Raw genomic sequence first — 12,986 nt, 5'->3', positions numbered from 1 at the left:
TTCCCGGATCCGTGTCCGCGATGGCCGGGCCTGACGCGGCCCCTGGGGGCACGGGCAGAGCGCCCACGTACAACAGCGGTATGCGGGCCCTCTGCCCGCACCGCCAGGAACCACCTCAGGCGCGGCTCCCATCGAACGAAATCCGGGAAACAGCCCCTGGCGCGGTGACCGGCGCCGGTCACCGCACCAGGCCCTAGGCCAGCGCCCCGTAGGCGGCCATCACCAGGCCGAGCGCCCGCTCGTCGCCCATCGTGCCCTTGTCGAGCATCTGGTTCATCGCGTACGCCACGGTCAGCCGCTTGTCGAGGTCGACCAGCACCATCGACCCGCCCCAGCCGCCCCACGAGCAGACACCGCCGTTGAGGCCGTAGCCCATGCCCCAGCGCACCGGCGCGCCGAGCGCGACGTCCGGGCCCGCGAACTGCTCCTCCCGCGCCCGTTCGCAGCCCGCCGCCGACAGCAGCCGCACTCCCCGCACCTCACCGCCGCACGCCAGCACCGACTGCACGGCCGCCATCGAGCGGGCGTTGCCGTGACCGCCGACGGACGGGATCTCGGCCCGCCGCCAGGCCTCGGTGTTCGCCGCCTCGGCGGGGACCAGCGGGTTGGGCTCGATCACCTCGGGGCCCGTCCGCGGCGGCACGTGCGGGGGCGGGATGACCGGGGCGACCCGGTGGTCGTGCTCGGCGGGCAGCCCGATGTGGAAGTCGGCGCCCAGCGGCCCGGCCACCTCCTCGGCGAAGAACTCGCCGTGGGTGCGGCCGGTGATCCGGCGGATCACCTCGCCGACCAGGTACCCCTGGGTGATCGAGTGGTAGGCGGCCTCCGTGCCTGGTTCGGCCCGGCCCTTCTGCGCGGCCAGCCGTTCCGTCGCCAGCTCCCGGTCGTACAGGTCCTCCAGCGCCATCGGCTCGGTCCACGCGGGCAGCCCTGCCGTGTGCGAGAGGACGTGCCGCACCAGCACGCCGCCCTTGCCCTCGGCCGCGAACTCCGGCCAGTACCGGGCGACCGGCGCGTCCAGGTCCAGCTCGCCGCGGTCGGCCAGCACCAGCGCGCACAGCGCCGACATGGTCTTGGTGGACGACCAGACGTTGACGATCGTGTCCCGCTCCCACGGCACCGCCCGCGCCTCGTCGGCGTACCCGCCCCACAGGTCGACCACCGCTTCCCCGCCCACGTCCACGGCCACCGACGCCCCCACGTCCTCGCCCTCCAACGACGCCGCGAACACCTCCCGCACCGCCTCGAACCGCTCTCCGCACGTCCCCCGCACCTCAACCATGCGCCGCAAACTAGCTCCCCCCACCCCTCCCCAGCCACGCATTTACCGCGAGTCGAACCCCCAGACACCCCGTGTCGAACACTCAGACACCCCGAGTCGAACGCCCAGGCACCTCGCGCCGGAATTGTCGGTGCCCCGGCGCACCCTGTGGGGATGCTGACCGGACTGCTGGACCTGGTGCTCCCTCCCCGCTGCGCGGGCTGCGGCGCCGCCGGGACGTGCTGCGCGGCGTGCCTGGCCGAGTTCACCTCCCCGCGCCGGGTCCGCGTGCCGGGGCGGCCGGTGTACGCGCTGGCCGAGTACCAGGGCGCGCCGAGGGAGCTGGTGCTGGCGTTCAAGGAGCGCGGGCGGCACGACCTGGCCGGGCGGCTGGGCGGACTGCTGGGCGGGGCGCTCGCCGCGGTGCCCGAGGCGCGCGCCGACGCCGGGGGCACGTGGTGGCTGGTGCCCGCGCCGTCCCGGCGGTCGGCGAGCAGGCGGCGCGGCGGCGAGCACGTGGTCCGGCTCGCGCGGGCCGCGGCCGGGGCGCTGGCGGCGGAGGGGGCGCCGGTGGCGGTGGCGCCCGCGTTGGAACTGGCCGCGGGCACGAAGGACTCGGTGGGGCTCACGGCGGCGGCCCGGCGGGCGAACCTCGCGGGCCGGGTGCGGCCCAGGCCGAAGGGCCTGCCGCCGCCGGGCACGCCGGTGGTGCTGCTCGACGACGTGGTCACCACCGGGGCGACGGCCGCCGAGTGCGTCCGCGTGCTGGCGCGCGCCGGGGTGCGCGTGACGGCGGTGCTGGCGTTGACGAGCGCGGCCTCGCAGCGGTGGTGGTGAGGCCGCGCACCACCGGGTTGACCCGCTGGGCCGACCGGGGAGTCGCGCGGGGTGCACCCGTTCGCGGTCGTGCCAGGTCGCGGAGCGCGACCAAGATCGCCGGGAAGATCACGAACCGGAAACCACCCTCCCGAGTGACCTCTCCGTGATCTGCGAATTCTGCCCCGACACCTGCCCGTATCGACGGAGACATCTCCGCTAAACGTGAAGACGAGCACGTTTCACATGTTCATTATCGGTACACCGGCCCACGAGCACGGAAAATGGGACGGAAAATCTATTCCGCGGCATCGGGAACCTGCGGTCGCGTCCGCCCGTTGGCGGGACATGACGTTCGAGTGGAGCCACTTCGGCGCGGTGACTGTGCCGGATGAAGCCCTGCCCGTAGTAGGCCATCCGGGTGAGTCGAAGGCGTCGCACGGCGCTCGGAACGCCCTTTGGAGTACACCCGGTGGCCAGTTTTTGTCACGCTCCGTGAATGCCGGTTTTTCTCGGAGTTCCCCCGCCGTGGGGGCTGTCGCTGGGGTGAATACCGAGCTAACGTGCAGCGCTATCAGCGTTCCCGGCCCGGCGGGGAGGAGGCGAAAAGCCTGTGACCCAGGTGCCGGAAGGGCGCTGAGAACGACACTCAGCGACAGTCCGCGATCGATGATCGCGAATCGGTGCCGCACTGATCCATAGCCATAGCTCGCAGCAACGCGAGGGAGGTCGTGTATGGACATCGTCGTCAAGGGCCGCAACGTCGAGGTGCCCGATCACTACAGGGTGCACGTGACGGAAAAGCTGGCTCGACTGGAGCGCTACGACCGCAAGGTCATCCGCTTCGACGTGGAACTGTTCCACGAGCCCAACCGCAGGCAGGCGAAGAGCTGCCAGCGCGTCGAGATCACCGGCAAGGGACGCGGGCCGATCGTCCGCGCCGAAGCCTGTGCAGGCGATTTCTACGCCGCGCTCGACCTGGCGGTCGGCAAATTGGAGAACCGCCTCCGCCGCACCCACGACAGAAGGCGCGTGCACCACGGGCGACGCGGCCCGACATCCGTCGCGGAAGCGACCAGCGGCCTCGGTGAAGTCGCCGCCACCGACATCGGCGGTTCCGCGCAGGTCGCGCGGCTCGGGCAGACCGCTCTGCTCGAAGCCCCCGAACCGGATGACGACTACGCGGGTGTGGCCGATGTGCCCGCCCAGCAGCGGTGGGACGAGGGACTGGAGGACAACCTCCCCGGTCGGATCGTCCGCGAGAAGGAGCACCCGGCCAAGCCGATGACCGTCGACCAGGCCCTCTACGAGATGGAACTGGTCGGCCACGACTTCTTCCTGTTCGCCGACTCGGACAGCGGCAGGCCCTCCGTCGTGTACCGGCGGAAGGGTTTCGACTACGGCGTGATCCGGCTTTCCTGACCGGTTCCACCCGCCCTACGACCTCGACCGCGGTCCCCCGGAGCACCCCGCTCCGGGGGATCGCGGCGTTTCCGGCACCAATGCGGCCCCTACGTCGTTGTACCTGTCGTGCACGGGCACTCCGGGCACCGCTCACGGTGGGTTTCGGAGCGGTTCCTGCCTGTGTCGGTGCACACGGGCTCCGCTCTTGCCTACGATGTCGACTAGAGCGGGCTTGTCGAGCCTGGTGGAAGGCGCCCAGATCGGGCGCGTAGCGATGACGTAATGAGGTCGACCCGGATGGTGCTGTCCCGACTGCTCCGCGCTGGCGAGGGCAAGATGCTCAAGCGCCTGCGCAACATCGCAGCGCACATCAACAACCTGGAAGACGAAGTCGTCGACCTCACGGACGCGGAACTCCGGGAGAAGACCGTCGAGTTCCGCAAGCGGATCGCCGGGGGCGAGTCCCTCGACGAACTGCTCCCGGAGGCGTTCGCCGTCGTCCGCGAAGGCGCCAAGCGCACGCTGGGCCAGCGGCCCTTCGACGTGCAGCTCATGGGTGGCGCGGCACTGCACCTCGGCCAGATCTCCGAGATGCGCACCGGTGAGGGCAAGACCCTGACCTCGGTGCTGCCGACGTACCTCAACGCCCTGGCGGGCGAGGGCGTGCACGTGATCACCACGAACGACTACCTGGCCAAGCGCGACGCGGAGTGGATGGGCCGCGTCCACCGCTTCCTCGGCCTGACGGTCGGCGTGATCCTGTCCGAGCTGACGCCGGAGCAGCGCCGCGTGGCCTACAACGCGGACATCACCTACGGCACGAACAACGAGTTCGGGTTCGACTACCTGCGCGACAACATGGCGTGGAGCCTGGACGAGTGCGTGCAGCGCGGCCACTACTTCGGCCTGGTCGACGAGGTCGACTCGATCCTCATCGACGAGGCGCGCACGCCGCTGATCATCTCGGGCCCCTCCGACCAGTCCTCGCGCTGGTACCAGGAGTTCGCCAGGCTCTCGCCGCTGCTCAAGAAGGACATCCACTACGAGGTCGACGAGCGCAAGCGCACCGTCGGCATCTCCGAGGTCGGCGTCACCTTCATCGAGGACCAGCTCGGCATCGAGAACCTCTACGAGGCCGCGAACACGCCGCTGGTCGGCTACCTGAACAACGCCCTGAAGGCCAAGGAGCTCTTCACCAAGGACAAGGACTACATCGTCCGCGAAGGTGAAGTCATGATCGTCGACGAGTTCACCGGCCGCGTGCTGGCGGGTCGTCGGTACAACGAGGGCATGCACCAGGCCATCGAGGCCAAGGAGCGCGTGGAGATCAAGGCGGAGAACCAGACCCTCGCCACGATCACCCTGCAGAACTACTTCCGCCTGTACAAGAAGCTCGGCGGCATGACCGGTACCGCCGAGACCGAGGCGGCGGAGTTCCACCAGACCTACAAGCTCGGCGTGGTGCCGATCCCGACGAACCGCCCGATGCAGCGCCAGGACCAGCCGGACCTCGTCTACAAGACGGAGGAGGCGAAGTTCGAGGCGGTCGCCGACGACATCTCCGAGCGGCACGAGAAGGGCCAGCCGGTCCTGATCGGTACGACGAGCGTCGAGCGCTCCGAGTACCTGTCGAAGCTGCTGGTGCGCCGAGGCATCCCGCACGAGGTGCTGAACGCGAAGCACCACGACCGCGAGGCCCTGATCATCGCCAGGGCGGGCCGCAAGGGCGCCGTCACGGTCGCCACCAACATGGCCGGTCGAGGCACGGACATCGTGCTGGGCGGCAACCCGGACATCATCGCCGACGCCGAGCTGCGCGAACGCGGCCTCGACCCGGTCGAGGCCCCGGAGGAGTACGAGGCCGCCTGGTCGAAGCTGATCGAGGAGGTCTCCGCCGAGGTCAAGGCCGAGGCCGACGAGGTCCGCGCCTCCGGTGGCCTCTACGTGCTCGGCACCGAGCGCCACGAGTCGCGCCGCATCGACAACCAGCTGCGCGGCCGCTCCGGCCGCCAGGGCGACCCCGGCGAGTCCCGCTTCTACCTGTCGCTCAAGGACGAGCTCATGCGGCGCTTCAACGCCGCCATGGTCGAGACCGTCATGACCAGGCTGAAGGTGCCGGACGAGGTCCCGATCGAGCACAAGATGGTCACCAGGGCCATCCGCAGCGCGCAGACCCAGGTCGAGCAGCAGAACTTCGAGATCCGCAAGAACGTCCTCAAGTACGACGAGGTCATGAACCTCCAGCGCAAGGTCATCTACGCCGAGCGCCACCGCGTGCTCGACGGCGAGGACCTCCGCGAGCAGGTCGAGCACATGATCACCAGCGTGGTCGAGGAGTACGTCGACGGCGCCACCGCCGATGGCTACTCCGAGGACTGGGACTTCGAGCAGCTGTGGACGGCCCTCAAGACCCTGTACCCGATCCAGCTCGACTGGAAGAAGTACACCGAGGAGGAAGACGACATCACCCGCGAGTCCCTCAAGGAGACCCTGCAGGCTGATGCCCTCTCCGCCTACGAGGCCCGCGAAGCCGACATCGACTCCCGCGTCGGCCCCGGCGCCATCCGCGAGCTGGAACGCCGCGTCCTCCTGTCCGTGCTCGACCGCAAGTGGCGCGAGCACCTGTACGAGATGGACTACCTCAAGGAGGGCATCGGCCTGCGGGCGATGGCCCAGCGCGACCCGCTGATCGAGTACCAGCGGGAGGGCTTCGAGATGTTCAACCGCATGCTCGACGCCCTCAAGGAGGAGATGGTCGGCTTCCTGTTCAACCTCCAGGTCGAAGCCGCCGAGCCGGAAGCCCCCGCCGCCCCGCCCATCCCCGTCTCGATCAGCAACGGCGCGGGCGCCCTCACCGGTAGCCGCGCACGGGCCCGCGCCGCAGCCGCCGCCGAACCCACCCCCACCCAACCCGAAGCCCCCGCCGGCCCCGCCCTGGCCCAGCTCTCCGCAGGCTCCGCGATCCCGCCGGCACTACGCGGCAAGGGCCTCGACGAACCCGGCAAACAACGCCTCAGCTACAGCGGCCCCGCCGAGAACGGCGAAGCCGAAGCCCACGAGGACGACGCCGCAGGCGACGACGCCGCCGGCACCCGCAAGGAACGCCGCGCAGCCGCCCGCGCCCAGGCAAAATCCGCCCGCAAGGGCCCCCGCCGCTAACCACGGCAACAGCTAAAGCCTCATCGAAAGGGCCGCCCACACCAATGGGCGGCCCTTTCGCCTTTCACATCGTCCGATTACGTCGGACGGGACGCGAGGGTCTGCGTAGGTGGGGTAGCCGGGCTTCCCTTGATGGAGGAGTGGCGCCAAGGCTGTGTTTCGGGTGGGGCATAGGCGGAATGGCCCCGTCCGGCGCAGAGCCCGGATGCTTATGTGACGAAGTCAGATGCCGTGCCAGGCGCAGCCTGATGCTTTGTCGGCGCAGCCCGATGCCTTACCCGGCGAAGCTCGGGTGCCTCGTCCGGCGCGCAGCCCGGATGCTTTGTCCGGCGAAGCTCGGATGCCCTGTCAGGCGCAGCCTGATGCTTTGTCGGCAACGCCGATGCCTGGTCAGGCGCAGCCTGATGCCCTGTCGGGCGCAGCCCGATGCTGGCGGCAGCCAGACCTACCCCTGCACCCCGATCCGAAGCCATCTCTAGGCTTGACGGAGCTTGTCAAGGCATCTTTCCCGCCTTGACAAGATTCGCCAAGCCTAGAACACTCGGCGACCGGAGTGAAGCCACCCAACCCACAACGCAACAACAGACAGAAAACCCAAACGCACCCCAAACAAGGCACTTCCAAACTCAGAAGCCCCCGACAAAAACCCTACCCAAAGGCTCCGACAAGATCATTCCCAACCAAACCCCACCAACCCTCAGCCCCCTCCGCGACCCCCACCCCCCACTCCCTCACCCCAAAACCCGAAAAACCACACACCTCCACCCCCCACCCGAAAACTCCACCCTCGCCGCCAACGCCCGAACCCGCCCACCCCGAATCACCGTCCCGGCGATCTCCACGGCCTCCGCCCCCACCCGACAAATCCGCAACCTCCCCAACCGCGTCCTCCCGACCTCCACGCTCAACCCCCTCAGCACCTCCCCGCTCACCACCCCCGCCAACTGCCCCAACGACCTCAACCCGTCAACCCCCTCCAGCACCACCACCATCAACCTCCGCGCCTCCTCCTTCGACAACGCCACCACCCTCTCCGGCGCCACCCGCATGACCGGCACCACAGCCCCCGCAGCTCCAACCGACCCAACCGACAACCGCAACGCACGCAACTGCACGGACACGCTGACCCACCCCGACTCGACACCCAGACCCCAGTACCGAGTGACCAGCGGTACAAATCCGGACGTAGATCACCCGATCGTATGATCGGCGTAAGTTGCTGCTGTGCTTCGTGGACTGGTGCTGGACTTCGGCGGTGTGCTGACCGACTTCGGCGACGACTTCGCCGCGCCCGAACCGCCGCTGGTGGGGGTGGTGCGGAACGTGCGGCGGCACGGGATCCTGACCGCGCTGCTGTCCAACGCGGACGGTCTGTGGGCGCCCCCGCGGGAGTGGGACGGGCTGTTCGACGCGGTGGTGGTGTCCGGTGAGGTGGGTTTGGCGAAACCGGCGGCGGCGATCTACCTGCTCACCGCGGAACGGCTCGGATTGGAGCCCGCGGAGTGCGTGTTCGTGGATGACCTGGCCGTGAACGTTCGCGGTGCCGCGGCCGTGGGAATGGTGGGTGTGCACCACACGTCGATAGCTTCGACTTTGGACGAACTCACTGTGCTGATTGAGTTTCCGTCGATCTGAAAGCGCGCTACCCTTTGATCATCATGCGCCGCGGTCCGATTCGGCAAACGCTTTCCGCAAAGGTGCCGACCGTGCGCGCACTCGAGAGAGTCAGGTGATCATCCCGGTGCTGAGCGCTCGGTCAGTCCTGATCCTGGTGGACCTCCAGCAGTGGATCGTCGAGAAGCCGCTGGAACCGATCTCCGGCCCGGCGGTCGTCGAGGCGAGCGTGCGGCTGCGCGAGGCGTTCGACGCGGAGTCGCTCCCCGTGGTCATCGTCCGGTACGTGCGGGCGGACGGCTCGGACGGCGGGGTGGCGGCGCAGGCGAACCGGATCGTCGACCTGCTGGAACCGGGGCGGGGCGAGCGCGTGGTGACCAGGTCGGCGGTGGACGCGTTCTCGGGGACCAGGCTGGTGTCGGACCTGCGGGATCTCGGCGCGAGGTCGCTGGTGGTCGCGGGCATCGCGACCGAGCACGGGGTGGCCGCGACGACGGGCACGGCGCTGCAACTGGGCTACGAGGTGCACGTGGTGTCGGACGCGACGGCGGGCACGACGGCCGAGGAGCACGCTTCCGCGCTGCGGCGGTTGGCCGACGCCGGGGCGAAGGTCGTCACCGTCGGTGAACTGCTGGACCGCTGACCCCGTGAGCGTCGCGCCGCCCTTCCGGGCCCCGTTCCAGGCGTGGACCGACCCCCGCGCCGGTACACCCGCGTGGATGGCGGGATTGCGCTCAAGGTCCACCGCAGGGTTAACGGCGGTGACGCGCGGCGAGGAAAAGGGCACCTTTTCGGTTATTGCGGCTCATCACAGGGGCTGCGTAACTTCAACGGCGTCGTCGAATTCAAGGGGCTGACATGCGAAAGCCGGTAGCGATCATCGCCGCTGTTCCCGCCGCCGCCGCGGGTGGAAGTGCGTTGTCGGTCACCGCTTTTCCACCAGGCCCGTGAATTTCCCCCTCCCGCGGTGCGATTCCCGCGGGAGGGGGCGGCGGTGTTCCGCGACTTCGGACAGACGTGATATCTCCGGCATCGCCTTGACGCGAATCCGGATTCAACCGGTGGCGGGTGTTCGGGGAAGCCGCCGCCACCGGGTTGGGACGTCGGCTGCGGACGCCGTGGCGGTTTGCCGGACCGGGCGCGTGGACGGCTACCACGCCGACCGGGCGGGCAACCCGCCGAAAGCTCGCTGGGCCCGCCGCTGGGTGCACGCGGCGGGTCCAGTCGACTACTTGCCCGCCTGCCGCCTGCGCACGACCTCGAAGCACAGCACGGCGGCGGCGCTGGCCACGTTGAGCGACTCGACACCCGCCGACATCGGGATCGACAGCCACCCCGTCACGTGCGGGCGGACGTCCTCGGAGATGCCGAAGGTCTCGCTGCCCAGCACGAACGCCGCCTTCTCCGGCAGGTCGGCCGAGTAGATCGACTCCTCGGCCCCCGCGTCCAGCGCGAACAGCGGGTAGCCGTGGGCGCGCAGGTTCGCGGCGGCCTCGGCGGCGGTCGCGCAGCGCAGCATCGGCGCGCGGAACGCGACCCCGGCCGACGCCTTGACCACCAGCGGGTCGATCGAGGCGACACCGCGACGCGGCACCACGATGCCGTCCATCCCGGCCGCGGTGGCGGTCCGCAGGATCATCCCGACGTTCGCGGGCGTGGTGATGCCGTCGAGCACGAGGACGCCGCGCGGCTGCACGGCGGCGTCCAGCGCCAGGTCGAGGGGCAGCATCCGCGGCGCGACGACGTCGGCGAGAACACCCTGGTCGTGCCGCCCGTTGCCCGCGAGGACCTTCACCCGCTGCTCGGTCGCCCGCTGCACGCGCACCCCACGCCGCTTGGCCGCGTCGAGGATCTCCCTGGCTCCCGCCCCGCGCGCGGTGTCGGCGAGCACGACCTTGTCCACGTCCAGGCGCGGGTCGTCGAGCGCTTCGAGGACGGGCTTGCGGCCGTAGACCGTGACGAACTTGTCCTTGGGGGAGATTTCCACGACGAAAGGGTGCCATGCCCGTTCAGGGGCTTGCATCGGCGGCGTGAACCATGAGGATCGTCACATGAGCTCGGGCGAGCGCAGCGTTGCGCACCGCGCCCGCCTCTTGGCCAGCGGTCAAGAGGCGGACGTCTTCTTGCGGCCGGACGGTCTGCTGGTCAAGCGGAACCGCGACGGCCGGGACCTCACCCCGGAAGCCGAATTGATGCGCTACCTGCGCAAACGCGGCATCCCGGTGCCGAGGGTCCACGGCGTCGAGGACGACGGACTGGTCATGGAGTACGTCCCCGGCCCCCGGATGTCGGCGGAACTGGACCACCGGCCATGGCGGGCAGCCGCTCTCGGCAGGCAGCTCGCCGACCTGCACCACCGGCTGGACGACATCCCCGCACCGGATTTCCTGCCCGGCGCGGCGCACGGCGCGCTGCTGCACCTCGACCTGCACCCCGGCAACGTCGTGCTCGGCCCGGAGGGGCCCGTGGCGATCGACTGGGCGTGCGCGGCGAGGGGCGACCGGCGGGTCGACCTGGCGCTGAGCTGGCTCGCGATGGCCGTCGGCAGGCTCCGGCCGGTCCGCAGGGCGGCCAGGTCGCGGCTGATCAGATCGTTCCTGGTCGGGGTCGACGACGCCGTGCGGCAGGCGATGCCGGTCGCCGCGGAGATCAGGCTCGCCCGCCACGACCGCGACCCGGACGAGGTCAGGGCCGTCGAGGAACTGGTCGCCCGCTGCCGGAGGTCCTGAGCGGGGACGCGCGGTGTCGGAGCGGCGGACGCGCGGCGGGCTAACCTGGTCCCATGCCCGATCGCCTGTCCGCGTTGGACGCCTCGTTCCTGTACCTGGAGGACGCCACGACGCCGATGCACGTCGGCGGGGTCGCGGTGTTCCGCAGGCCGCGGGCGGGCTTCGACTACGACCGCCTGGTCGAGCTGATCGAGCAGCGCCTGCCGCTGGTGCCGCGCTACCGGCAGAAGGTCGTGCACGTGCCGGGCAGGCTCGCCCGCCCGGTGTGGGTCGACGACCCGGACTTCGACGTCACCTACCACGTGCGCCGCTCCGCCCTGCCCAAGCCGGGCAGCGACGCGCAGCTGCACGACCTGGTCGCGCGCCTGATGTCGCGCCCGCTCGACCACACCCGGCCGCTGTGGGAGACGTACCTGGTCGAGGGCTTGAAGGGCAACCAGATCGCGGTCATCACCAAGACCCACCAGGCTGTGGTGGACGGGGTCGGCGCGATCGAGATCGGCCAGGTGATGCTGGACGTGTCGCCCACGCCGCGCAGGCCGCTGGAGAGCCTGTGGATGCCGCAGCCCGAACCCAGCGCGTTCCAGCTGGTCGCCGACGCCGTCGCCGAGGTCGTGCAGCGGCCCGGTGAGCTGGTGGAGAACGTCCGCTCCGCGACCACGGACACCATGGCGACCGTCGAGAAGGTCGCGGGCGCCATCGGCGGCCTGGTCTCCGCGCTGCGCACCGCCTCCACCCCCGCGCCGGGCAGCCCCCTCAACGTCCGCATCTCCCCGCAGCGGCGCTTCGCCGTCGCCAGGGGCACGCTGGAGGAGTTCCGCGCCATCCGCCGCACGCACGGCGGCACCGTCAACGACGGCGTGCTCGCCGTGCTGTCCGGCGCGATGCGGGCGTGGCTGATGTCGCGCGGCGAGGTCGTGTCCGCGCACACCACGATGCGCGCGATGGCTCCGCTGTCGGTGCGCGACGAGGACGGCTCGAACGGCGTGGCCGCCTACCTGGTCGACCTCCCGGTCGGCGAACCGAACCCCGTCGTCCGGCTGCACCACGTCAGCCACGCGATGCGCGCCCACCAGGAATCCGGCCAGTCCGTAGCGGCGGACACCCTGGTCAAGGTCTCGGGCTTCGCCCCGCCGACCCTGCACGCACTGGGCGCCCGCGCCGCCAGCTCCTTCTCCAAGCGCCTGTTCAACGTCGTCGTCACCAACGTGCCAGGCCCGCAGGTGCCGCTCTACGCGGCGGGCGCGCGGATGACCGAGATCTTCCCGGTCGTCCCACTGGCCAAGAACCAAGCCCTGTCGATTGGCGTCACGTCGTACGACGGTGGTGTTTACTTCGGTCTCAACGCCGATCGCGACGCCATGTCCGATGTGGACGTTCTAGCTGCGATGGTCGAGGAATCCGTGGAAGAACTGATGGGGACGGTATCGGAATGAGGGTCTACCTCCCGGCGACCGTGGCCATGCTGCGCGACTTGGTCGAGAACAACGAGTTCCGCACCGTCGGCGGCACCGCGTTCGCCCTGACTCCCGCCCTGCGCGAGTCCTACGCCACCGGCGACACAGAGGAACTCGAGTACGCCGCCATGCTCGACGCGGCCCGCGCCTCGATCCGCCTGCTGGCCGCCGAACTGGGCGACGACGACAAGGCCATGCCCCGCCGCGCCGTCGTCTCGGTAGACGTCGACGACGTCAAACTCCGCCCCGACCTCGACTTCTCGGTGGTGAAGGTCTCCGGCCCCATCCCCATGGAACTGGTCGCCGCCATCCACCTGGACACCTCAGAAGCCGAAGACGCAGTCCGCGCCGCCGCCGAAGTGATCGACGAGGCCGACCTGGGCGACCCAGACGCCGAATTCACCCTCGGCAGCGCCGAAGACCACGAACTAGCCTGGTACGCCCGCCAAGAACTCCCATTCCTACTGGACCTCATGTAGGACAAACAAACAGACGAACAGGCAGACAAACAGACAGGCAGGCAGACCCTCCGCCGGCGCAGCCGCC

The 12,986-nt window shown here is 69.9% G+C and carries 11 protein-coding genes; 8 read left to right on the top strand and 3 right to left on the bottom strand.

Annotation, left to right across the window (positions count from 1 at the left end):
• Positions 1-193: 193 nt before the first annotated feature.
• Complete coding sequence (locus RM788_RS20565; protein ID WP_315933336.1) at positions 194-1,282, bottom strand: serine hydrolase domain-containing protein; 1,089 nt, start codon at positions 1,280-1,282, stop codon at positions 194-196.
• A gap of 153 nt (positions 1,283-1,435) precedes the next feature.
• Here RM788_RS20565 and RM788_RS20560 point away from each other — a divergent pair, with 153 nt between their 5' ends.
• From RM788_RS20560 to secA, 3 genes are all read left to right on the top strand, one after another.
• Positions 1,436-2,098 (top strand): ComF family protein, encoded by a 663-nt coding sequence (locus RM788_RS20560; RefSeq protein WP_315933335.1) that lies wholly within the window; start codon positions 1,436-1,438, stop codon positions 2,096-2,098.
• Positions 2,099-2,812: 714 nt separating this feature from the next.
• Positions 2,813-3,499 carry a ribosome hibernation-promoting factor, HPF/YfiA family gene (gene hpf / locus RM788_RS20555; protein ID WP_315933334.1) on the top strand — a complete coding sequence of 229 codons (687 nt, stop codon included), beginning with the start codon at positions 2,813-2,815 and terminating at the stop codon, positions 3,497-3,499.
• A 279-nt stretch (positions 3,500-3,778) separates the two neighbouring features.
• On the top strand, positions 3,779-6,640 hold the full coding sequence (gene secA / locus RM788_RS20550; protein ID WP_315933333.1) for a preprotein translocase subunit SecA: 2,862 nt from the start codon (positions 3,779-3,781) through the stop codon (positions 6,638-6,640).
• A gap of 731 nt (positions 6,641-7,371) precedes the next feature.
• Here secA and RM788_RS20545 read toward each other — a convergent pair.
• The gene (locus RM788_RS20545) at positions 7,372-7,689 is read right to left on the bottom strand and encodes an Rv3235 family protein (RefSeq protein WP_315933332.1); all 318 of its coding nucleotides are present in this window, start codon (positions 7,687-7,689) and stop codon (positions 7,372-7,374) included.
• Positions 7,690-7,864: 175 nt separating this feature from the next.
• Here RM788_RS20545 and RM788_RS20540 point away from each other — a divergent pair, with 175 nt between their 5' ends.
• Together RM788_RS20540 and RM788_RS20535 are read left to right on the top strand one after the other, a co-directional pair.
• Positions 7,865-8,275: an HAD-IA family hydrolase gene (locus RM788_RS20540; RefSeq protein ID WP_315933331.1), complete on the top strand. Its 411-nt coding sequence runs from the start codon at positions 7,865-7,867 to the stop codon at positions 8,273-8,275.
• Between the two features lie 106 nt (positions 8,276-8,381).
• The gene (locus RM788_RS20535; RefSeq protein ID WP_315933330.1) at positions 8,382-8,897 is read left to right on the top strand and encodes a cysteine hydrolase family protein; all 516 of its coding nucleotides are present in this window, start codon (positions 8,382-8,384) and stop codon (positions 8,895-8,897) included.
• A 585-nt stretch (positions 8,898-9,482) separates the two neighbouring features.
• On the opposite strand, the gene RM788_RS20530 is transcribed toward RM788_RS20535, so the two are convergent.
• Positions 9,483-10,277 (bottom strand): TrmH family RNA methyltransferase, encoded by a 795-nt coding sequence (locus RM788_RS20530; RefSeq protein ID WP_399344201.1) that lies wholly within the window; start codon positions 10,275-10,277, stop codon positions 9,483-9,485.
• Between the two features lie 28 nt (positions 10,278-10,305).
• Here RM788_RS20530 and RM788_RS20525 point away from each other — a divergent pair, with 28 nt between their 5' ends.
• From RM788_RS20525 to RM788_RS20515, 3 genes are read left to right on the top strand one after another with little or no spacing between them, the layout of a single operon-like run.
• Entirely contained in the window at positions 10,306-10,983 is a 678-nt protein-coding gene (locus RM788_RS20525; protein ID WP_315933328.1) for a phosphotransferase, read from the top strand.
• 53 nt (positions 10,984-11,036) lie between these two features.
• Positions 11,037-12,419: a WS/DGAT/MGAT family O-acyltransferase gene (locus RM788_RS20520; protein ID WP_315933327.1), complete on the top strand. Its 1,383-nt coding sequence runs from the start codon at positions 11,037-11,039 to the stop codon at positions 12,417-12,419.
• On the top strand, positions 12,416-12,919 hold the full coding sequence (locus RM788_RS20515; RefSeq protein WP_315933326.1) for a DUF6912 family protein: 504 nt from the start codon (positions 12,416-12,418) through the stop codon (positions 12,917-12,919). Before RM788_RS20520 ends, RM788_RS20515 begins: the two co-directional genes overlap by 4 nt.
• Positions 12,920-12,986: the final 67 nt, after the last annotated feature.

This window comes from Umezawaea sp. Da 62-37 (assembly GCF_032460545.1).
In the GTDB taxonomy this organism is placed as follows: Bacteria; Actinomycetota; Actinomycetes; order Mycobacteriales; family Pseudonocardiaceae; genus Umezawaea.
This window is presented reverse-complemented; position numbering and strand designations above follow the sequence as displayed.